At 39.3% G+C, this 20833-nt stretch carries 25 protein-coding genes; all 25 read left to right on the forward strand.

The genetic code is table 11. The features are described from left to right. The first annotated feature begins 68 nt into the window (after window positions 1-68). The 25 genes from mce to QSJ81_RS17175 all read left to right on the forward strand — a co-directional run bounded on the left by mce (window position 69) and on the right by QSJ81_RS17175 (window position 20783). On the forward strand, window positions 69-476 hold the full coding sequence (gene mce, locus QSJ81_RS17055) for a methylmalonyl-CoA epimerase (RefSeq protein ID WP_285718563.1): 408 nt from the start codon (window positions 69-71) through the stop codon (window positions 474-476). A 97-nt stretch (window positions 477-573) separates the two neighbouring features. Then, window positions 574-2103 carry a methylmalonyl-CoA decarboxylase subunit alpha gene (gene mmdA / locus QSJ81_RS17060; RefSeq protein WP_038671990.1) on the forward strand — a complete coding sequence of 510 codons (1530 nt, stop codon included), beginning with the start codon at window positions 574-576 and terminating at the stop codon, window positions 2101-2103. Window positions 2104-2338: 235 nt separating this feature from the next. Next, entirely contained in the window at window positions 2339-2485 is a 147-nt protein-coding gene (locus QSJ81_RS17065; protein WP_285718564.1) for a hypothetical protein, read from the forward strand. Between the two features lie 34 nt (window positions 2486-2519). Continuing rightward, window positions 2520-2906 carry a biotin/lipoyl-containing protein gene (locus QSJ81_RS17070; protein ID WP_285718565.1) on the forward strand — a complete coding sequence of 129 codons (387 nt, stop codon included), beginning with the start codon at window positions 2520-2522 and terminating at the stop codon, window positions 2904-2906. Window positions 2907-3403: 497 nt separating this feature from the next. After that, window positions 3404-3826 carry a SoxR reducing system RseC family protein gene (locus QSJ81_RS17075; protein ID WP_038671986.1) on the forward strand — a complete coding sequence of 141 codons (423 nt, stop codon included), beginning with the start codon at window positions 3404-3406 and terminating at the stop codon, window positions 3824-3826. A gap of 40 nt (window positions 3827-3866) precedes the next feature. Beyond that, window positions 3867-5189 (forward strand): electron transport complex subunit RsxC, encoded by a 1323-nt coding sequence (gene rsxC / locus QSJ81_RS17080; RefSeq protein WP_285718566.1) that lies wholly within the window; start codon window positions 3867-3869, stop codon window positions 5187-5189. A gap of 11 nt (window positions 5190-5200) precedes the next feature. Then, complete coding sequence (locus QSJ81_RS17085; RefSeq protein ID WP_285718567.1) at window positions 5201-6196, forward strand: RnfABCDGE type electron transport complex subunit D; 996 nt, start codon at window positions 5201-5203, stop codon at window positions 6194-6196. Between the two features lie 5 nt (window positions 6197-6201). After that, complete coding sequence (locus QSJ81_RS17090) at window positions 6202-6768, forward strand: RnfABCDGE type electron transport complex subunit G (RefSeq protein ID WP_285718568.1); 567 nt, start codon at window positions 6202-6204, stop codon at window positions 6766-6768. Window positions 6769-6779: 11 nt separating this feature from the next. After that, window positions 6780-7439 (forward strand): electron transport complex subunit RsxE, encoded by a 660-nt coding sequence (gene rsxE / locus QSJ81_RS17095; RefSeq protein ID WP_285718569.1) that lies wholly within the window; start codon window positions 6780-6782, stop codon window positions 7437-7439. Beyond that, window positions 7432-8025: an electron transport complex protein RnfA gene (locus QSJ81_RS17100; protein WP_236639209.1), complete on the forward strand. Its 594-nt coding sequence runs from the start codon at window positions 7432-7434 to the stop codon at window positions 8023-8025. The genes rsxE and QSJ81_RS17100 overlap by 8 nt, the downstream gene beginning before the upstream one ends. Before the next feature lie 47 nt (window positions 8026-8072). Next, window positions 8073-8945: an RnfABCDGE type electron transport complex subunit B gene (gene rnfB, locus QSJ81_RS17105; RefSeq protein WP_038671978.1), complete on the forward strand. Its 873-nt coding sequence runs from the start codon at window positions 8073-8075 to the stop codon at window positions 8943-8945. Window positions 8946-9089: 144 nt separating this feature from the next. Continuing rightward, window positions 9090-9596: a Gx transporter family protein gene (locus tag QSJ81_RS17110; protein WP_285718570.1), complete on the forward strand. Its 507-nt coding sequence runs from the start codon at window positions 9090-9092 to the stop codon at window positions 9594-9596. A gap of 66 nt (window positions 9597-9662) precedes the next feature. Beyond that, complete coding sequence (locus QSJ81_RS17115; RefSeq protein ID WP_038671974.1) at window positions 9663-9935, forward strand: DUF4321 domain-containing protein; 273 nt, start codon at window positions 9663-9665, stop codon at window positions 9933-9935. 24 nt (window positions 9936-9959) lie between these two features. Beyond that, window positions 9960-10529, forward strand: coding sequence for a Maf family protein (locus tag QSJ81_RS17120; protein WP_285718571.1), 570 nt, complete (start codon window positions 9960-9962; stop codon window positions 10527-10529). Continuing rightward, entirely contained in the window at window positions 10526-11227 is a 702-nt protein-coding gene (gene radC / locus QSJ81_RS17125) for a RadC family protein (protein WP_285718572.1), read from the forward strand. The genes QSJ81_RS17120 and radC overlap by 4 nt, the downstream gene beginning before the upstream one ends. Before the next feature lie 55 nt (window positions 11228-11282). Further along, the gene (locus QSJ81_RS17130; RefSeq protein ID WP_285718573.1) at window positions 11283-12317 is read left to right on the forward strand and encodes a rod shape-determining protein; all 1035 of its coding nucleotides are present in this window, start codon (window positions 11283-11285) and stop codon (window positions 12315-12317) included. 24 nt (window positions 12318-12341) lie between these two features. After that, entirely contained in the window at window positions 12342-13259 is a 918-nt protein-coding gene (mreC, locus tag QSJ81_RS17135; protein ID WP_285718574.1) for a rod shape-determining protein MreC, read from the forward strand. After that, complete coding sequence (mreD, locus tag QSJ81_RS17140; RefSeq protein WP_285718575.1) at window positions 13256-13741, forward strand: rod shape-determining protein MreD; 486 nt, start codon at window positions 13256-13258, stop codon at window positions 13739-13741. The genes mreC and mreD overlap by 4 nt, the downstream gene beginning before the upstream one ends. 243 nt (window positions 13742-13984) lie before the next feature. After that, window positions 13985-15841 carry a penicillin-binding protein 2 gene (gene mrdA / locus QSJ81_RS17145; protein WP_285718576.1) on the forward strand — a complete coding sequence of 619 codons (1857 nt, stop codon included), beginning with the start codon at window positions 13985-13987 and terminating at the stop codon, window positions 15839-15841. Between the two features lie 143 nt (window positions 15842-15984). Then, complete coding sequence (minC, locus tag QSJ81_RS17150) at window positions 15985-16593, forward strand: septum site-determining protein MinC (protein WP_285718577.1); 609 nt, start codon at window positions 15985-15987, stop codon at window positions 16591-16593. Between the two features lie 21 nt (window positions 16594-16614). Further along, window positions 16615-17406: a septum site-determining protein MinD gene (gene minD / locus QSJ81_RS17155; protein ID WP_285718578.1), complete on the forward strand. Its 792-nt coding sequence runs from the start codon at window positions 16615-16617 to the stop codon at window positions 17404-17406. Window positions 17407-17417: 11 nt separating this feature from the next. Next, window positions 17418-17696, forward strand: a complete 279-nt coding sequence (gene minE, locus QSJ81_RS17160) for a cell division topological specificity factor MinE (RefSeq protein ID WP_038671957.1) — start codon at window positions 17418-17420, stop codon at window positions 17694-17696. A gap of 167 nt (window positions 17697-17863) precedes the next feature. After that, window positions 17864-18970, forward strand: coding sequence for a rod shape-determining protein RodA (gene rodA / locus QSJ81_RS17165; protein WP_285718579.1), 1107 nt, complete (start codon window positions 17864-17866; stop codon window positions 18968-18970). Window positions 18971-19158: 188 nt separating this feature from the next. After that, window positions 19159-19899, forward strand: coding sequence for a M23 family metallopeptidase (locus QSJ81_RS17170; RefSeq protein ID WP_285718580.1), 741 nt, complete (start codon window positions 19159-19161; stop codon window positions 19897-19899). Continuing rightward, complete coding sequence (locus tag QSJ81_RS17175; protein WP_285718581.1) at window positions 19896-20783, forward strand: M50 family metallopeptidase; 888 nt, start codon at window positions 19896-19898, stop codon at window positions 20781-20783. The genes QSJ81_RS17170 and QSJ81_RS17175 overlap by 4 nt, the downstream gene beginning before the upstream one ends. Window positions 20784-20833: the final 50 nt, after the last annotated feature.

Here is a 20833-nt window from a genome sequence, read left to right on the forward strand (position 1 = left end):
AATCCATATGGTGTTGTCAATGATATAATGGCCACTATTTTGCAAAAGTAGGTTAGGAGGGATTTTTGATGTTTAAAACATTAAAAGTAGACCATATTGGTATTGCAGTAAAAGATTTAGAACAAGCAAAAAAATTCTATACCGAAGTGCTTGGTATGGAAGTAATGGGTGAGGAAACAGTAGAGCAACAAAAAGTAAAAGTTTGCTTTATTCCTTGCGGTGATAGTGAAGTAGAATTACTTGAATCTACCTCACCGGACGGCCCAATTGCTAAGTTCATTGAAAAAAATGGCGAAGGCATGCAACACATTGCCCTTCGTGTAGACAACATTGAAGCAGCCATTGCTGACCTTAAAGCAAAAGGCGTTCGTATGATTGACGAAACACCTCGTTATGGTGCTGGTGGTGCGAGTATTGCTTTTGTTCATCCAAAAGCTACAGGCGGGATTTTGCTTGAACTATCACAGCGCAAATAAGGTTTGTGTAGATTAATAAGATGTATACAATTAGAAAATATTGCATAATATATAGGCTTACTATATAGTAATATTTGAATGTTGTTGGAGGTGTAAAATGGCTACAGTCCAAGAGAAAATCGAAGACTTAAAAGCGAGACAGGAAAAGATAAAGCAAGGTGGCGGTCAAAAACGTATTGACAAGCAACATGCGATTGGCAAATTAACTGCTCGTGAACGTGTGGAGAAATTACTGGATCCTAATACTTTTGTGGAATTAGATCAGTTTGTTACCCACCGTTGTGTAAATTTTGATATGGCTTCCGTTGAAGCCCCTGCTGAAGGCGTTGTTACTGGTTATGGTACAATTGACGGACGCTTGGTGTATGTATTTGCCCAAGATTTCACTGTAGTAGGTGGATCTTTAGGAGAAATGCATGCGAATAAAATTGTTAAAGTACAAAAACTAGCTATGAAAATGGGTGCACCTATTATTGGTATTAATGATTCCGGTGGCGCACGTATTCAAGAAGCAGTTGATGCTTTATCTGGATATGGCAAAATATTCTATAATAACACGTTGGCATCAGGGGTAATTCCTCAGATCTCAGTTATTATGGGACCATGTGCTGGTGGCGCAGTGTATTCTCCAGCTTTGACTGATTTTATCTATATGGTTAAAAACACCAGTCAAATGTTTATCACTGGCCCACAAGTTATTAAATCCGTTACCGGTGAAGAAGTTACAGCTGAAGTATTAGGTGGAGCAATGACTCATAATACTACTTCTGGTGTTGCGCATTTTGTTGCCGAAAATGATGATGATTGCTTAGAACAAATTCGTTGCTTGATGAGCTTCTTACCAGGTAACAATTTAGAAGGTTCTCCAGTTGCACTTAACACAGATGATGTTAATCGTATGGATGAATCATTAAATACTCTTTTACCTGACAATCCAAATCAACCTTACAACATGAAGGACATTATTACATCTATAGTGGATAATGGCGAATATTACGAAGTACAACCGTTCTTTGCACAAAATATCATTACTTGTTTTGCTCGTTTTGATGGACAAACAGTGGGTATTATTGCAAATCAACCATCCGTAATGGCAGGTTGTCTGGATGTAGATGCATCTGATAAATCAGCACGCTTTATTCGCTTTTGTGATGCTTTTAACATTCCTTTACTTAACTTAGTTGATGTTCCAGGATTCTTACCTGGCGTTAGCCAAGAATATGGCGGCATTATCCGCCATGGCGCTAAAATGCTGTATGCCTATTCAGAAGCTACTGTACCAAAAATAACGGTAATTACTCGTAAAGCTTACGGCGGTTCTTACTTGGCTATGTGTTCCCAAGATTTGGGCGCTGATCAAGTAATGGCATGGCCAACATCTGAGATTGCGGTAATGGGACCAGCTGGTGCAGCTAATATCATTTTCCGTGGAGATCCAGATGTAAAGGCTAAAACTGAGCAATATATAGCAGAATTTGCCACTCCTTATAAAGCAGCTGAACGTGGTTTTGTTGATCAGGTTATTGAACCAAAAGAAACTAGACCACGTATTATCACCGCTTTAAGCATGTTGGCTAGCAAACGCGAGCAAAGGCCACAAAAGAAACATGGCAATATTCCGCTATAATAAGAATGTGTTGTAAAACACAGAACCTTAATGTAATTAGACTGGGGAAAAATATTCAGATGCTAGGCGTGACGAGCATTTGAGCGAAATCGTACAGGTCGTACGTTGAGGGAATGCGTAGTTCTTGGTGCTTCAGCACCTTAGAACTTCGGCTTACCCCTTGCGGGTAGAACGCGCAGGAGCAACGACGCAGATGGATGTTTTGCGACAGTCTTAAAGAAAGGTGTGGAATAGTATGACAATAGATGCAAAAGGTGTTTCCCCTCAAGTAGTAGCAGCAATTACTGCGGCTATTTATGAAATGATGGGTACAGGCTTTCAGGCTGTAAAAATTAGACGTGACAGTGAAGTATGGACTGTCGATGGTCGTAAAAACGCATAAATATAATTTATAAAAAAATTTGGAGGTTTGTACAATGAAGAAATTTAATATTACTGTAAATGGTACTGCATATCAGGTAGAAGTAGAAGAAGTAAAAGAAGTTAAGGTAGCAGCAGCTGCTGCTCCTAAAGCTGCCGCTCCAGCCGCTCCTAAAGCAGCTGCTCCTGTTGCTGCTGCCGCTCCTGCTGCTGCTGTGGTTGGTGCCGGTGAAACTGGTCTTCCTTCTCCAATGCCTGGTAAAATCGTAAAAGTTCTTGTTCAAGCTGGACAAGCAGTGAAAAAAGGCGATGTATTAATGATTCTTGAAGCTATGAAAATGCAAAATGAAATTACATCTCCTGTTGATGGTACAGTAAAATCAATTAATGTTGCTGCTGACCAAAGCGTAAAACCTAACGAAGTTTTAGCTGTTATTAAGTAATATAATTTATTTAACATAAATTATAAAAGAGGAAATTGTGCAGTTATTTATAACTGCACAATTTTTTTTGTGGTATCACAGAATTTATAAGTATCTAGTTAAAAAGATTGAACCACAAAGACACAATGCCGCTATCGCGGCACACAAAGAAGAGGGGAATGAAATGGATAGAACCCCTTTGTGACCCTTGTGTCTTTGTGGTTCAAAAAGGACGCGTAGCGTTTTTCTTATAAGTTTATTTTTTTATTCTATTACCTACAAGGCTTGCGCAGACCTTGGTTTTTTTATATAAGTAAATTTAATTATTTAACCATTAGCTGGTAACCGGAAATTGCGCAAATAATCAGTTAAATTTGATTGTGAAATTAGGGTAAAATGTAGAAATAACGTGAAAAAAGTAACTGTTCTCATAATATTGACAGAGTCTAATTACTTGGTGTAGAGTAAGTTTATGTGATTTATATTCTAATCGAAACTGGTGTAGAAAGGAGTTCTATATGGATAAGCAGCAGGAGGGTATCGTGATTGAGGCCATTAGCAATCATATGGCAAGGGTTAAGACCAGTCGCCATAATGATTGTGAAAACTGTGGCGCTTGTCCAGGGAATTCAGCACTAGTACTAGATGCTAGGAATGATATAGGGGCCAAAGTGGGTCAGCGTGTAGCAATAGAGATAAAAGAGATTAATATGCTAAAAGCTGCTTTTATAGTGTATATACTACCACTTCTTATGGTTTTCGTTGGTGTGGTAGCAGGAGGATTTTGTGCAGAATCTTTCGGTTATCCACTATTAGGACCTCAGATTGCAGGTGGTATAATTGCCTTTATTTTATCAGTATTGTATATTAAATTCTTTGATTCTAATGCTAGATCAGATGCTAAGATGCAGCCGATTATTATACGCATTCTATCAAACTAGGGAAATAAAGAGCATTTAGTAGTTTAAGAGGGGTGAAATTATGGCAAAAAGCTTTCGTGGGGGTGTACATCCTGACGACCGAAAAAGGTATACGGCAAGTAAACCAATCGAAATAGCTCCGATACCTGAAAAAGTCATTATTCCTGTGAGACAACACATTGGTGCACCATGTTCATCAACGGTAAAGGTTGGAGATCTAGTTAAAAAAGGACAGGTTATTGCAGAGGCACAAGCTTTTGTTTCGAGTCCGATTCACGCATCTACTTCTGGTAAAGTAGTAGAGATTGCAGAATATCCACATCCGGTTTTTGGCACTTGCTTGTCTGTAGTTATTGAAAGTGATGGCCAAGATGAATGGGTTGAAGGGTTACCTTTACAACGCGATTGGGAAACTCTTGAAATAACGGAAATTAAGGAAATTATTCGTCAGACAGGTATGGTTGGTATGGGGGGAGCAACCTTTCCTACTCATGTAAAAATGGCACCACCTGCTGAGAAACCGATTCATACCTTTATTTTAAACGGAGCAGAATGTGAGCCTTTCCTTACAGCTGATCATCGAGTAATGCTAGAACAGTCAGAAAGAGTTGTAACTGGTGTACAAATAGCAATGAAAGTGTTAGGTGTGACTAAAGGATATATAGGAATAGAAGAAAATAAACCTGATGCTATTGCTGCTATGAATAAGGCCTGTAGTGGAATTACTGGTCTTGAGGTAGTTGCATTGCAAACAAAATATCCTCAGGGCGCAGAGAAAACGTTAATCGGTGTAATCTGTGGAACGGATGTTCCTACAGGCGGATTACCAATGGACGTTGGAGTAGTCGTGCAGAATGTAGGTACTGTAGTAGCCATTGCAGATGCAGTCGAAAAAGGGATACCATTGATTGAAAGAGTGACAACGGTAACTGGTGGCGCTGTAGCCAATCCTAAAAATTTACTGCTTCGGATCGGTACAACCTTTTCCCAAGCTGCAGCACTATGTGGTGGATTTACGGAAGTGCCAGCTAAAGTTATTATGGGTGGTCCTATGATGGGCATGGCGCAACGTACTCTCGATGTACCTATCATAAAAGGAACCTCAGGTATTTTGGCATTAAGTCAAACGGATGTGAATATTGGTCCAGAACGTCCTTGTATTCGCTGCGGGCGTTGTGTAGATGCCTGTCCAATGGGGTTAATACCTAGTATGCTCAGCATAGTAGGTGAACGAGGTTTATTCCAAGTTGCAAAAGAAGAATATGATTTATTAGACTGCGTAGAATGTGGATCTTGTGTCTATGTATGTCCAGCAAAACGCAATATTGTACATTATATTAAATTATCCAAAGCCCAAAATGCGGCTGTGGCGGTTAAGAAATAGGAGGTGGCGGCATGAGCGCAGAGGCAAAAATAGATGTAGGTACATTAACGGTTTCGGCATCACCGCACATCCGGTGTGACGAGTCGATCGGGAAAATTATGTGGAGCGTAAATGGAGCATTAGCACCAGCGGCGCTTTTTTCAGTATATCAATTTGGTCTACCTGCTATAACAAACATGTTAATTTGCATTATAGCAGCAGTAGCTACTGAATATCTGATATTAAAATGGCAAGAAAAACCTATGGTAATTAATGATGGCAGTGCTTTCTTAACAGGTTTACTATTAGCTATGAATATTCCAGCTACTGTGCCTTGGTATATACCACTTGTCGGCTCTATCGCGGCGATTGGGATTGCAAAGCACACAATGGGGGGCTTGGGGTACAATATTTATAACCCTGCATTAGTTGGTCGTGCATTTTTATTAGCCTCTTGGCCGATTGCTATGACGACTTGGCCTAGTATGGCTAGTAAATTAGATGGTGTTACATCAGCAACGCCACTAGGAATCTTAAAATTGCAAGGCTATGACAAATTAGTACAAATATTTGGCGACAAATCTGATTTATATACAGCTATGTTTTTTGGTACACGTAGCGGTAGTATGGGAGAAACTTCAGCAGTACTTTTAATTCTTGGAGGAATCTTTCTTATTTATCGTGGATATATCAACTGGCAAGTTCCTGTATTTATGATTGGAACTGTTGGACTTTTAACTTTTGCATTTGGTGGAAAAGCAGGATTATTCACTGGCGATCCTATCTTGCATATGATGTCAGGCGGACTTATTTTAGGTGCATTTTATATGGCTACTGATATGGTTACCATTCCGATAACAATTAAGGGACAAATTCTATTTGCAGTTGGAGCTGGTACGCTGACTGTGTTAATTCGCTTACTCGGCGGTTATCCTGAAGGCGTATGTTATGCCATTTTATTGATGAACTGTGTAACTCCACTAATTGATCGTGTGGTAAAACCCGTAAAATACGGGGCAAGGAGGTAAGACTTATGGCACATGATGGACATGAAAAAAATGATAGCATTTTTAAAATAGGAATTAATTTAACCTTGGCGTGTTTATTATCAGGCGGAATCATTGCTGCCACATATGCAGTAACTGAGCCAGTAGCAGCGCAAGAACGGATCAATCTTAAAAATAAAGCTATGGTGGAGTTAGTCGCTGAGGCGCAAGATTTCAAACCAATAGCTGGTAAGACCGACTGGTATACAGCTATGAAAGATGGTAAAGTAATTGCTTATGTTGTCCCCGCTGAAACTAAGGGATATGGCGGAGCTATTAAAATGGTAACTGCAATATCTCCTGAGGGAAAAGTAATGGATTACAAGATATTACAGCATAATGAAACACCAGGACTTGGTGATAAGGCAAGTGAGCCAAAATTTAAAAATCAATTTGCGGGTAAATCTACAGAGGATTTAGAAGTAGTAAAAGTACCGACGGATAAGAATATTCAAGCACTGACAGGGGCAACGATTACGTCTCGTGCAGTGACCAAAGGTATTAAAGAGGCTGTAGAGGAAGTTGTTGCTTATGCAGCTTCTCAAAATAAGTGAGGTGTGAGAATATGAAGTTATGGGATATTTTTTATAAAGGTTTATTTGAGCAAAACCCCATATTCCGCCTGGCTTTAAGTCTATGTCCAGCATTGGCGGTTACGTCTACTACATTAAATGCATTGGCAATGGGGCTTTCCGTTATGGTTGTTATCTCATTAAACAATGTTGTTGTTTCTCTTTTTCGTCATTGGGTAAACCCAAAAGTGCGTGTTCCAGTTTATATTACTTCGATTGCTACCATTGTTACCTTGGTACAATTAACGCTGCAAGCCTATGCACCATTAGTGTATAAGGAACTTAGCATTTACTTGGCTCTAATCGTAGTATTTGCGATTATCTTAGCTCGTGCTGAAGTTTTTGCTGCTAAGAATACGGTAATTCCATCTTTCTTTGATGGGTTAGGTATGGGAGCAGGATTTACGCTGGCGATGGTTTTTATTGGTATTATTCGTGAACTCTTTGGTACGGGAGCTATCCTTGGCTACCAAATTTTTGGATCTTGGTATAATCCAGCGTTAATTATGATTTTACCACCAGGCGGATTTATCCTTATTGGTTTACTAATTGCTAGCTTTAATATTATTGGTCAATACCAAGATAAGGCAAAAGCAAAGAATACAGCAAATGCGAAAGCTGTTGTACAAAGGGGTGAAGCAGTAAATGGCTGAAATGTTTAGTGAGTATTTTACGCTGTTTATGGGTGCGGTAATTGTGAATAACTTTGTACTGACCCGTTTTCTTGGTTTGTGTATTTTCTTCGGCGTATCAAAAAGTCTAAATGCCTCAATTGGTATGGGGATGGCTGTTACGTCTGTTATGACAATTAGCTCCATATTAGCTTGGGTTGTGTATAATTATGTTCTGCATCCTTTTGGTCTTACCTTTTTGACTACAATTGTGTTTGTTGTGCTCATTGCCAGCTTCGTACAATTGTTAGAAATGGTAATTAAAAAGCATGCGCCAGCTTTATATAATATGTGGGGTATTTATTTAGTACTAATTGCAACAAACTGCATAGTACTAGGTGTGCCACTTTTAAATGCTGAGTCGAATTTTGCTTTTGGAAAAAGTATTGTGCATGCCATTGGTTCCGGTGCTGGTTTTGCGTTAGCGATTATTTTAATGGCTAGCTTACGGGAAAAATTGCAATATGCGGATGTTCCTAAATCACTAGAGGGATTAGGTATTGCCTTTATTTTAGCAGGAATGCTGGCATTGTCGTTTTTCGGCTTTTCAGGCATGATTCCGCTATAAGTAGATAGTATTATAAACTGTTGTAAAATAGAGCGGAGGGAGAATAAATGGATAAGTCGTTATTGATATTGTTGGTATTGACAGCATTAGGTTTAATTTTTGGCTTTATACTGGCTTTTGCTAATAAAAAGTTTGCTATTGAGGTCAATCCTCTCATTCATATTGTAGAAGACGTTTTGCCTAAAGGACAATGTGGTGCCTGTGGTTTTGCCGGTTGTATGGCTTATGCTGAGGCTGTTGTACTCAACCCTGATGTTGCCCCTAATTTATGCACACCAGGTAAAGAGGCAGTCGCTAAAATAGTTGCTGAACTAACTGGTAAAGCAGCAGCTCCGATGGAGCCGCAAATTGCTCAGGTTCAATGTGCCGGCACAAATCTAAAAGCGGGAAAATCTTATGCCTATACTGGTGTAGAAGATTGTGTTGCTGCAAACTTACTCTTCGGCGGACCGAAAAATTGTAAATATGGCTGCTTAGGGATGGGAACTTGTGTAAAAAGCTGTCCTTTTGATGCTATGGTTATGAGTGAAGATGGATTACCTATCATTGATCCTGAGAAGTGTACTTCCTGTGGAAAATGTGTAACAGTATGTCCGAAAAAAGTTATTTCCCTTATGCCGACAGGGGCGAGGGTACGTGTAAATTGCAGTTCAAAAGATAAAGGTGCTGTAGCTAAAAAGGCATGTAGTGTTGCCTGTATTGGTTGTTCCTTATGCATGCGGCAATGTCCACATGGCGCTATACAAATGGAAAATAATTTAGCTATTGTAGATGCCAAAATTTGTGAAGAAAAATGCTCAGATGCTGTATGTTTAAGTAAATGCCCAACAAAGGCTATTCGTCCTTTTGTAACAGGAATTGTACCGGGTACAGAAGATGAGGAAAGTATCGCCATTGCTTGTGCATCTTGCGCAAAATAGAAAGAATAGTAGCTAACCGCAGAAGATTACATCTTCTGCGGTTTTTTTACCCTGTTCTTATTTGCATGTTAGGGGTTTTTGCGGTAAAATAATCTAGACTAACTCACAAGGTTGCAAAGTAATAAAAACAAAGGCTGATACAATATGAATAAAACGAAACGTTTAGTGCTATTGGCTTTATTTATAGCTATAGCCAGTGTATTGCATGTAGTAGAATCGTGGATACCGTTTCCACTCCCTGTACCAGGGATTAAACTAGGATTGGCCAATATTGTATCCCTTGTTATAATTGCAACTTTGGGGTGGCGTGATGCTATATATGTGGTAGTCGTACGTGTCTTTTTAGCATCTTTGTTTGGAGGAGTTTTTTTAGGACCAGGCTTTGCTATGAGTTTAAGTGGTGCAGTCGGTAGTACTGTTGTTATGGCTTATGTCTATCAACATTGGCGGTCCGCTTTTTCTCTTATTGGCATGAGTATACTGGGTGCTGTAGCGCATAATGTAGCACAAATTGTGGTTGCAGCTCTGATAGTATCGAGTGGAACTTTATTATGGTATTTACCTTATCTTCTACTATTTGCTTTGCCGACAGGTTGGGCTACTGGAATGATAGTGGTTTATTTCTTAAGAAAGGCTCCAAAGCTAGTCTAAAGGCAAAAACTGCTATCGTTCATATGTATTTATACTATCTTATAATAAATACAGGGGGTAAGAATATTGCGAGGCGGTAAAAGTAATGGATATGGTATGTTAATATTAGTTTTGCTTACTGGTGCAGTTTTCGGTGGTATTTTAGGAGAACTCATTTCCCATTCAGAAATTGCAATTGGTTTTGCTCCCTATTTAGTGAAAACCTTTCTTATTTTGGATGTACCACCCGTTACTATCAATTTGTATGTTGTAAGATTTATGTTAGGTTTTGCACTGCAGCCTAATTTAATTAGTATTCTAGGCATGGTGGTAGCTCTCTTGCTATTTAGACGTGTTTGAGTTATGTCATAGGAGGTCTTGCTCATGACAATTATTTTGGCGTCAGCATCACCAAGACGCCGTGAACTTTTAACACAAGTTGGTTGTAAATTTATTGCCATTACTAGTACCTTGATAGAAGATAATACACAGAAATTGCCACCTCATGAGCTTGCCATTTTACAGGCAAAAGATAAGGCATTAGATGTATTTTCGAATGTTCAGCAAAATGATGTTGTCATTGGTGCTGACACGATAGTGGTGTTAGATGGACGAGTATATGGCAAACCTGTAGATGAAAGAGATGCTAGGCGTATGTTGACTGAGCTAGCTGGCAGAGAGCATGAAGTGATTACAGGTATTGCTGTTGTTACAGCGAAACAAGTTTGGACTGATTTTGGTATTACCACTGTAAGAATGAGGGATAGTAAAAGTGAGCAGATTGAAGCCTATTTAGCTACTGGCGAACCCATGGACAAGGCTGGTGCATATGCTATCCAGGGGGTAGGCGCACTTATGGTAGAAAGTATTACTGGCTGCTATGCGAATGTTGTGGGATTACCACTCAATAAATTATCCGATTTGTTACTAAAGGCTGGTGTCACGTTATTATGAATGACAGTAAGCCACTCATGATAAAACAATTGCCACAAGATGAAAGACCAAGGGAAAAAATGCTAACAAAAGGTGCTCAAGCTTTAAGTAATGCCGAATTATTGGCCATTTTACTTAGAACAGGCACAAAAAATGATTCTGTTTTGCGAGTTGCCGAACGACTTTTAAAAAAGTATGAAGACTTAGGTATTGCTGCTCTTTCAGGTATTGGACCTCAGGAGATTAGTAAAATAAAAGGGATCGGTCCAGCAAAAGCAGTAACTGTTGCAGCCGCTATTGAAATTGGTAAAAGGCTAAATAGCTTATCATCGGCGCAAAAAGTGATTATTCGTTCCCCGCAAGATGCTGCTAATTTGCTGATGCCTAGGCTGCGCTACGAATCAAGAGAACATTTTATTGTGTTACTCTTATCGACTAAAAATCATGTATTAGCGACCCCAACGATTTCAATTGGCAGTTTAAATGCTTCTATTGTGCATCCCCGCGAGTTATTTCGCGAGGTCATTCATCATGCAGCGGCTTCTGTTATTTTAGCACATAATCATCCAAGTGGAGATCCAACTCCGAGTTCAGAGGATATTGTACTTACTCGAAAATTAGTGGATGCAGGGAAAATTTTAGAAATTTCCGTGTTAGATCACGTAATTATAGGCGATAACAAGTATGTTAGCCTTAAAGAAAAGGGAATAATAGAATGAATTTGTTAAGTAGCAAGATATATATATACTTGCTTATTGAAAGGGGCTATATATTATGAAGAGTTTTTTTGGATCATTTTCCCGAGACATGGGTATAGATCTTGGTACTGCGAATACGTTGGTACATGTGAAGGGGAAAGGAATTGTCCTTAGTGAGCCTTCTGTAGTCGCGATTCAACGCGATACAGGTGAGGTTCTGGCAGTAGGGGAAGAAGCAAAACAAATGATTGGCCGTACACCCGGTAATATTGTGGCTATTAGACCGTTAAAAGATGGAGTTATTGCTGATTTTGATGTAACCCAAGCAATGCTTAAATACTTTATTCGTAAATCAATCGATACAAAATCCTTTATTCGCCCTCGTGTAATTGTAGGTGTACCTTCTGGAGTTACAGAAGTGGAAAAGCGCGCTGTAATTGATGCGACTATCCAAGCAGGTGCTAGGGAAGCGTATTTAATTGAAGAGCCTATGGCTGCGGCTATTGGTGCCGGATTACCTGTTCATGAGCCAACAGGTAATATGGTAGTTGATATTGGTGGCGGTACAACAGAAGTAGCTGTTATTTCTTTAGGCGGAATCGTAACAAGCCGTTCAATCCGTGTAGGTGGCGATGAGATGGATGAGGCAATCATACAGTATATTAAACGTACCTACAATTTGATGATTGGCGAACGTACTGCTGAAGAAGTAAAAGTGACGATTGGAGCTGCTATTGTACCTGAAGTGGATCAGACGATGGAAATTAGAGGCCGTGATTTAGTAAGCGGTCTGCCTAAGACATTAACCATTAGAGCCAGTGAGGTACAGCAGGCTTTAAGTGAACCAGTTAGCAGTATCATTGAGGCTGTTAAGGTCACTTTAGAAAAAACACCGCCTGAGTTAGCTTCTGATATTATGGATAGGGGTATTGTAATGACTGGCGGTGGTTCTCTGCTAAAAGGACTTGATAGGCTTTTATGTAAGGAAACAGGTATGCCAGTGCATATTTCTGAAGATGCCTTATTGTGTGTATGTATGGGTACGGGACGAGCTTTAGAAAGTATTGATTTACTAAAACGGGTATTAATGTCTCCCAAAAAATTAGGATAAAAGGATAGAGAGGAGCTTACACTAGTGCGTTTGTTTCACAAAAAGACGGTCATCCTTTTGGTGGCTGTAGTAATCGTCTTTTTGCTGGCTAGTTCTCTCGCCCAAGGTAAAGTTAAATTTGCCTTTATGGAGAAAATTATTACCACTGTTTTGGCACCTGTTGAATATGTTGTCTCTAATGTAGGTTTCACTTTCCGTACTATTAGTTTATCTACTGGGGAATTGATGACTGCATACCGTGATAATAAAATGTTACGGGCAGAAAATGATGAGCTACGTCAAAACAACTTAAATGTGACCGAAATTGCAGCAGAGAATGCACGCCTAAAAGCCATGTTGGATTACAAAAAAGGGGTGCCTCAGTTTGATTTGGTCACTGCTGCAGTGGTGGGGCGTGATCCAGGGAATTGGACCAGTACTATTATTATTAATCGTGGAACTGCTGATGGCGTCACCAAAGACATGGCTGTAGTGGCTCCACAAGGGCTTATTGGTAGTGTTGTAACAGCATATGCGAATGTAGCTAAAGTACAGTTAGTTCTTGACCCACGTAGTGCAGTGGGAGCTTTGGTGCAACGACCTGAATCAAGGGTTGCTGCGATTGTAGAAGGTCACAGTGGGACACCGTTAACACCTCGAATGGTAAATATTGCTCGTGATGCCGATATTGTCAAAGGGGATAAGCTCATTACATCCGGATTTGGTGGAATTTATCCTAAGGGACTGTTAATTGGTGAAGTGATAGACCTTGTCAATGAAGAGGGTGGTTTGTTAAAATATGCTGTCTTGAATCCCGCAGTGGATTTTGATAGATTAGAAGAGGTTTCAGTCATCGTAGGTTCTCGTGAACCGATTCCTACACTACCGCCGCCACCTGTGGCGATTCCTGCCCCTACCGCTCCTGGAAAGGCAGCAGCACCATCTCAGGGAGCAGGACGATGAGTATATTAATTTGGCTGAGCCTACTTCTTATCGCCCTTATTTTACAATCAACTTTACTGCCCTTAGTTTCTTTTAAAGGGATCCACCCCGACTTGTTACTTGTAACGGTTGTATCTTGCGCCCTGTTGTCAGGGAAAGAAAATGGAGTAGGAATCGGATTCTTTGCTGGGTTATTACAAGATTTAGTTGCAGGAAGTATTTTTGGTATTAATACCTTATCAAAATTGGCTACAGGCTATTTATTTGGTTTGGCTGAACGTAAAGTGTTTAAGGAGCACGTACTATTACCCCTATTAGCTACGTTAGTTGCTACTTTATTTAATGGTCTAGCAGGGGTTGTACTGTTAATTTTATTAGGCCATAAGGTTGACTTTATTACTGCACTTTTGCAAAATATAGTACCGCTGATGGGCTATAATCTGATTATAGCTATCCCGGTACACCATATTGTTTACCGAGTGGTTAAATTCACAGCAGAATAAAAAAGGGAACAATAGATTTCATTTCCTGAGAGCTGCGTAAAGGACTTGCATAGCCAAGTCCTTTTAAGTGATCATATGGGGTTTTATGAGCCACAAAGACACAATGTGCTAATTGAAACACAAAGGGCAATCTAAAAATATCCTTTGTGTCTTTGTGGTTCAGAATATCCTATTGTTAAAGATTCGTGAACATTTTCCTTACGTTTATTTACTGTAATAGCTGGAAGAAGGGAGGTTGTAATCATGTTGGTAAAACGATCAAATTACAGACTGGATGTATTGGCAATTATTATTATATTAGTATTTGTAGCATTGATCAGTCGTTTGGGATATTTGCAAGTGGTTCAGGGAAAGTATTATGGACAAAAAGCTGATGGAAATCGTATTAGGCTAGCTCCTATTATGGCTCCCCGTGGAATGTTTTATGATCGGAACGGAGTTCCACTGGTTTCGAATCGCCCTGGTTTTACAGTGTCAATACTGCCTCTTACAGGACCTGTTCCTGATGAAATTATTGCTAAAGTGGCTAGTATTTTAAATATACCCATCGATGAGATCAAGACGAAACTTAGCCAGCATAATGGAAAGTTTGAGCCGGTGCGTATTAAATCAGATATTGGTCAAGATATTGTAACAAAGATTGAAGAACGTCGGGCAGAACTACCTGGAGTAGTGATTGAAATTCAACCGATTCGCAATTATGTCAACAATGAGTTAGCGGCTCATTTATTTGGATATGTGAGTGAAATCAATGATGACGAACTAGAAAAGGCAAAGTTAAAAGCAAAAACAAACCCAAAGGCCAATGAGTATAAGACAGGAGATATTGTCGGTAAATTTGGCTTAGAGAAGATGTATGATCGTGAATTACGTGGTGTCGATGGAGGCAATCAAGTTGAGGTTGATGTAACGGGGCGGCCAGTAAATGTGTTAGGGCGTAAGGAAACCATACCAGGGAAAAACCTGACACTAACGATTGATTATCGAATACAAAAGGCAGCCGAAGTCGCTATTGATGAACAGCTTACATATTTGCAAACTAAGAGCGAATTTCGTAATGCTAAAGCAGCGGCAGCTATTGCTATGAATCCTAAGACAGGTGAAATTTTGGCCATGGTAAGTAGGCCAGCCTTTAATCCTAATTTATTTTCAGGGGGGATTTCGAGTAAGGATTGGAAGATGTTAAATGAAAATCCTAATAACCCTATGGATAATAAAGTTATTTCCGGGGAATATCCCCCAGGTTCCACTTTTAAAATAGTTACGGGTACGGCAGCCTTAGAATTAGGTAAAGTCACTCCCGAAGAAAAAATACTGGATACAGGTAAGCACTGGATTATTGCTAAAGGAAATGCTGAAGGTGAGGCTCTAGGTTGGATTAATTTTAAAGAGGCTCTAACTAAATCAGATAATGTTTACTTTTATGAAATGGGTAATCGCTTAGGTATCGACAACTTAGAAAAATATGCTCGCATGTTTGGATTAGGCGCATTAACTGGTATACAATTGCAAGGAGAATCGGATGGATTGGTAGCCAACCAACGATATAAGGAAAAGGTATATGGTGAGGAATGGTATTTGTCAGAAACATTTGATGCTGCTATTGGCCAAGGGTTCCAGTTAGTAACTCCCCTGCAGGTTGCCGTTTTATTGAGTGAAATTGCAAATGGCGGTCATCGATATCGCCCTTACGTGGTCAATAAGATTAGTTCAGATAATGGGGACACGATTCAGACCTTTGGGCCTGAAGAAGTAGGTAATATTCAGATCTCTCCCAGAACTTTAGGGCTTATTCGTGAGTCTCTTAGAGATGTAGCTCTTGAGGGAGGCACAGCTGCCCAAGCCTTTCAAAACTTTCCTGTGTCAATTGCCGGAAAAACAGGGACAGCAGAGAATCCTCATGGGAGCGATCATGGCTGGTTTATTGCTTACGGTCCTTATGAAGATCCAAGTATTGTCGTTGTAGTTATTGTAGAACAGGGGGGCTTCGGAGCAGGCTCTGCAGCTCCAATTGCTAGGAAAATTATGGAGGCTGCCTTTAATATTAATCAGGCTCCTGTTGAAGCAACTCAGACCTATAAGCCGCAGACTGCATTATAAGAAAGGACTTGGCGAATGCCAAGTCCTTTTTACTAATTTCACTTTCTTAAATTAACTTGTTTTTTTTGGCAGGAATATTGACGAAAATCGCGAATTCTTAGTGGCAGATAATATATAACTTGTACAATACTTGGGAGATGGACATGCGCGAATATGTAATATTTAAGGGCAGCAGAAATGGATTGCAGCTAGTGCTTGATCAATCGGTAGAGTTTGAACTCATTCTAGAAAATTTAAAGGCTAAGTTGGAGTCTGCAGTTGACTTTTTTACAAAAGGGACAAAGGTAGAAGTACTAAAGGCAGTGCGTATTCTTTCTTCAGAGGAACAAGAAGATTTAAGTAAAGTGTTAGCTAATTATGGTTTAGTTTTTTATGAAGCAAAAGAGCAATGTGCCGATGAGGAAAATACTACGTTTGAGCCTCAAGAGATACAAAACTTAGTCATTAGTAAAACGATACGCAGCGGACAGGAAGTTATACACCAAGGTTCAGTGGTTATTGAAGGCGATGTTAACCCCGGTGCAAAGATAATAGCGGGGGGGAATATTGTCATAAATGGAACTTGTCGTGGGCTCGTGTATGCTGGGGCATATGGTGATAGTAGAGCGACAATTACGGCGCGGCGGCTTTTAGCCTCACAAATCCGAATTGCAGACTTAATAGCGAGGGCTCCAGATCATTTGGAGGATCCTACAGAAGCAGAGGTAGCACTGATTGAAGATGGAACTGTAATTATAAAGAAGATAGATTAATCTATCTATAGGAGGATGTACATGGGGGAAGTTATTGTTATAACGTCTGGTAAGGGTGGAGTTGGAAAAACGACTACAACTGCCAACATAGGTACAGGTTTTGCGCTGTTAGGTAAGAAAGTAGTATTGGTGGATACAGATATTGGATTACGTAATCTAGATGTAGTTATGGGCCTTGAAAATCGAATTGTATATGATTTAATTGATGTGACAGACGGGAATTGTCGATTAAAGCAGGCATTAATTCGTGATAAACGGTATGAATCTTTATACCTTTTGCCTGCTGCTCAAACCCGAGATAAAAATGCAGTAACTCCAGATCAAATGAAAAAATTGTGTGATGAACTAAAAGAAGATTTCGATTTTGTTATTATTGATTGTCCCGCGGGTATTGAACAAGGCTTTAAAAATGCAATTGCTGGTGCTGATCGGGCGATTATTGTTACTACCCCTGAGGTTTCAGCAGTGCGTGATGCTGACCGTATTATTGGGCTACTAGAATCTGAGGGAAAACATAATCCGAAATTGATTGTAAATCGGATTCGTCCCAAGATGGTTAAAAAAGGCGATATGATGAGTATTGATGATATTATCGAAATTTTGGCTATCGATTTACTGGGAATTATACCAGAAGACGATTATATTGTTGTTTCTACAAATCGAGGAGAACCAGCAGTTGCTAATCCTGTATCCCAAGCAAGTACAGCATATAAAAATATTGTAAGGCGTTTAACAGGTGAAAATGTGCCTTTAATGTCCATTGAAGAAAACGATGGATTTTTTGTTAAACTAAAAAAAATGTTTAATTTTTAGGGGGGATGAAAATGCTTGATTTAATTCAAAGACTTTTTGGCAAAGAGTCTTCTTGCTCGAAAGATGTTGCCAAGGAGCGTCTACGATTAGTATTAGTACATGATCGTGTAAATGTTTCGCCACAATTAATGGAAACATTAAAAGATGATATGTTTAGAGCTATATCTAACTATATGGATATTAATGAAAAGTGTATGGAGGTTAGCCTTACTCATACGGATTCATCCGTAACCCTAGTCGCTAATATTCCTGTAACGAGTATGAAAAGAGGCGGAACCCCAAAAGGTTAAAGAGTAGGTAGATTTAATTGATCAAAATTGTATTTTTGTTAAGATTATTCTTTGAGTAAAAATTACCAAGGCACGGTATTGCATACTGTGCCTTTTTAAGTGGACGGAATTGGGAAATGATATTATAATATAGGAATGACTTTTGCTATGGAAGGTAAGTGTAAGGAATGTTAAATCGCAGGTTATTACGGAATTTAGATTTTATTACAATTGCTACGGTAACTCTACTTATCTTAATAAGTTTAGTAATTATTGGAAGTGCAACTCACATAAATACTCCCGGCGAAGAACGGTACTGGTATGTGGAACGTCAAGGTCTATTCGCAGTGTTTAATGTTATGATCATTTTTGTTATACTTAACTTTGATTATAAAATCTTATCGAAATTTGCGAATGGGTTATATTTTATCAATTTAATCATGTTATTAGCGGTTATGTTCATCGGCCAATCGGCTCTGGGTGCCCAGCGTTGGATACAAATTGGTCCGATTAGTCTGCAGCCTTCCGAATTTTCTAAATTGATTATGATTATTGCCCTGGCAGATTTGCTTGATAAAAAGGCGGGAAAGCTAAATTCATTTAAAGATCTAATTCCGATCTTTTTGTATGTTGGAGTTCCATTCTTATTGGTATTAAAGCAACCTGATCTTGGAACTTCTCTGGTATTCTTAGCAATTTTATTTGGTATGCTTTTTATTGCAGGTATTAAAAATAAGCATTTAATGATAATTTTTGGGGCAGGCGCCGCTTTTTTGCCTATTTTTTGGCATTTTTTAAAGGACTATCAAAAAATGCGACTATCTGTTTTTCTTGATTCCAATGTGGATCCTTTAGGTTCTGGTTACCATATCATACAATCGAAAATAGCCATTGGATCAGGGATGTTATTTGGTAAGGGCTTGTTTGGCGGCACGCAAAGTCAACTGAATTTTTTACCGGAAAATCATACGGATTTTATTTTTGCGGTAATTGGGGAAGAACTTGGCTTCATTGGAGCAATCCTTATCTTATCATTGTATTTTATTTTGCTATATCGGGGTGTAAAAATTGCTGGAGCAGCGAAAGATAATTTTGGAACCTTGCTAGCTACTGGTATTACTTCTATGCTGACCTTTCATGTATTAGTTAATGTAGGCATGACTGCTGGCATTATGCCAGTAACAGGTATTCCTTTACCTCTTATGAGTTATGGAGTTAGTGCTCTTACGACCAATATGGTTAGTATTGGAATACTACTAAATATATATATGCGTAGGCAGAAAATTATGTTTTAAAAGCCTAGCGATAAAGAGATGCGCCATTTGGCGCATCTCTTTTACAGAATCAGAAAGTATAACACTTTCTTGATTCCAAGTTTGAAAGACTTGGCACAAGCCAAGTCTTTTCTTATATTCTAAGCATATATTACCTTTCACTGCTCATATATATTTGTAGTAGTATGTGCTGTGCGGGGGGTGCCTATATGGCGGGGCTGTGGAGTAAGTGGAAAAAAAATAGAGTAGAAGAGAATAGAGGGTATGATTATTCATGGCAGTATCAAGATGAGCCATCTGATTATAGTTGGTTAAAAAAGACAGTAGTGGCAGGTGTTTTGTTTACTGTTGTTTACTGTGCTCATATATCAGAAACTGCCCTTGGAAAGATGGTAGATGATGGAATTCATTATACTTTATCAACACAGACGGATATTAACTATGTGCTAGAACAAATCGTTAGCCGTGTTCCGCCAAGCATTGATTTATCAGTGCTAAAAAAAGTGCAGACAACGGTGTCGAAACCTGCGGATCCTTTATTGTATATGAATAAGCCTGTCAGTGGGAAAATAATAGCTCCTTTTGGCTGGGGAGTTCACCCAGTACTGAAACAAGAAATGATGCACGAAGGAATTGATATTGAAGCAGCAATTGGAACCAATGTGAGGGCTGTCGCGCCTGGTAAGGTTAAAATAATTACAGACAGTGCGCAGTTGGGAAAAGTATTGATTATTGAACACAGCCAAGATATTGAGACACTTTATGGACATTTAGGGGAAGTGCTAGTACATCAAGGAGACCTAATCAGCCAAGGGCAAGTCGTAGCTAAGGTAGGCAAGAGTGGTATGATAAATACTCCAGTCCTTTACTTTGAAGTAAGAGAAAAAGGTAAACCGATTGATCCTGCAACTAGATTAAAAGGTGATTTTCCTGTTGGAGAGGAGAAGTGAATTGTTTGCGGGTTGCTACTATTGCGGGTATTGAACTGAAATTGAATTATTGGTTTATTGCAATGATTCTATTGTTTGCCCTCGCGGGAATGTTGGTGAAAGTTTGCTTGGTATTTAGCGCAGTGTTGTGGCATGAGTTAGCACATGCGGGAACTGCTCTGGCTTTGGGGTTTAAGGTCCATGAGGTTGAACTGCTCCCCTTTGGAGGCGTGGCAAGGATTGAAGGGCTAGGGATCGCTAGTTCAAGGAGTGAAATAATAATAGCCGCCGCCGGACCCATAGCAAGTTCGGTTTTGGCGGCTCTTATTTATAGCGGTATGTTCTACTTGAATGATTGGAGTGAAATGGGGGAGTTTTATTATAAGACCAATCTAATGCTAGTAATTTTTAATATGATACCAGGTTTGCCCCTTGATGGCGGACGTATTTTCAGGGCTTGGCTGGCCTTGAAAATAGACTATTGTAAGGCTACTGCCATTGCAGCTGGTATTAGTCAATGGGGCAGTATTTCTTTGGTTGGTACTGTGGTGTATCAGTATATTGTGGGAGGTACAATTAATATAACCTTTCTAGTAGCAGCTATATTTTTATATACAACGGCAAAAAGTGAAGTAAAAGTAGCTGGTTTTCGTAATTTACGTGTTATGGCACAAAAAAAAAACTTACTAAGAGCGCGAGGTGTTATGCCAATTACCCATATTACTGTGGTGGAGGAGGTTGTACTAAAGGATATTGTTCGTTTGTTTAGACCTGACCAATATTATATTATGCTTGTTTTAAATGCAGAGTGTAAGGTTTGCGGGACGATAACGGAAACTGAGATGTGGGAGGAATTGCCGAAGAAAGGACTAAATGCAACGATTAGGGAACTTATATCTCCGTAAAAGTCCATCGTAAATAAATGAGAATAGAACATTATTGGCAATATGTATCG

This window comes from Pelosinus sp. IPA-1, from assembly GCF_030269905.1.
In the GTDB taxonomy this organism is placed as follows: Bacteria; Bacillota; Negativicutes; order DSM-13327; family DSM-13327; genus Pelosinus.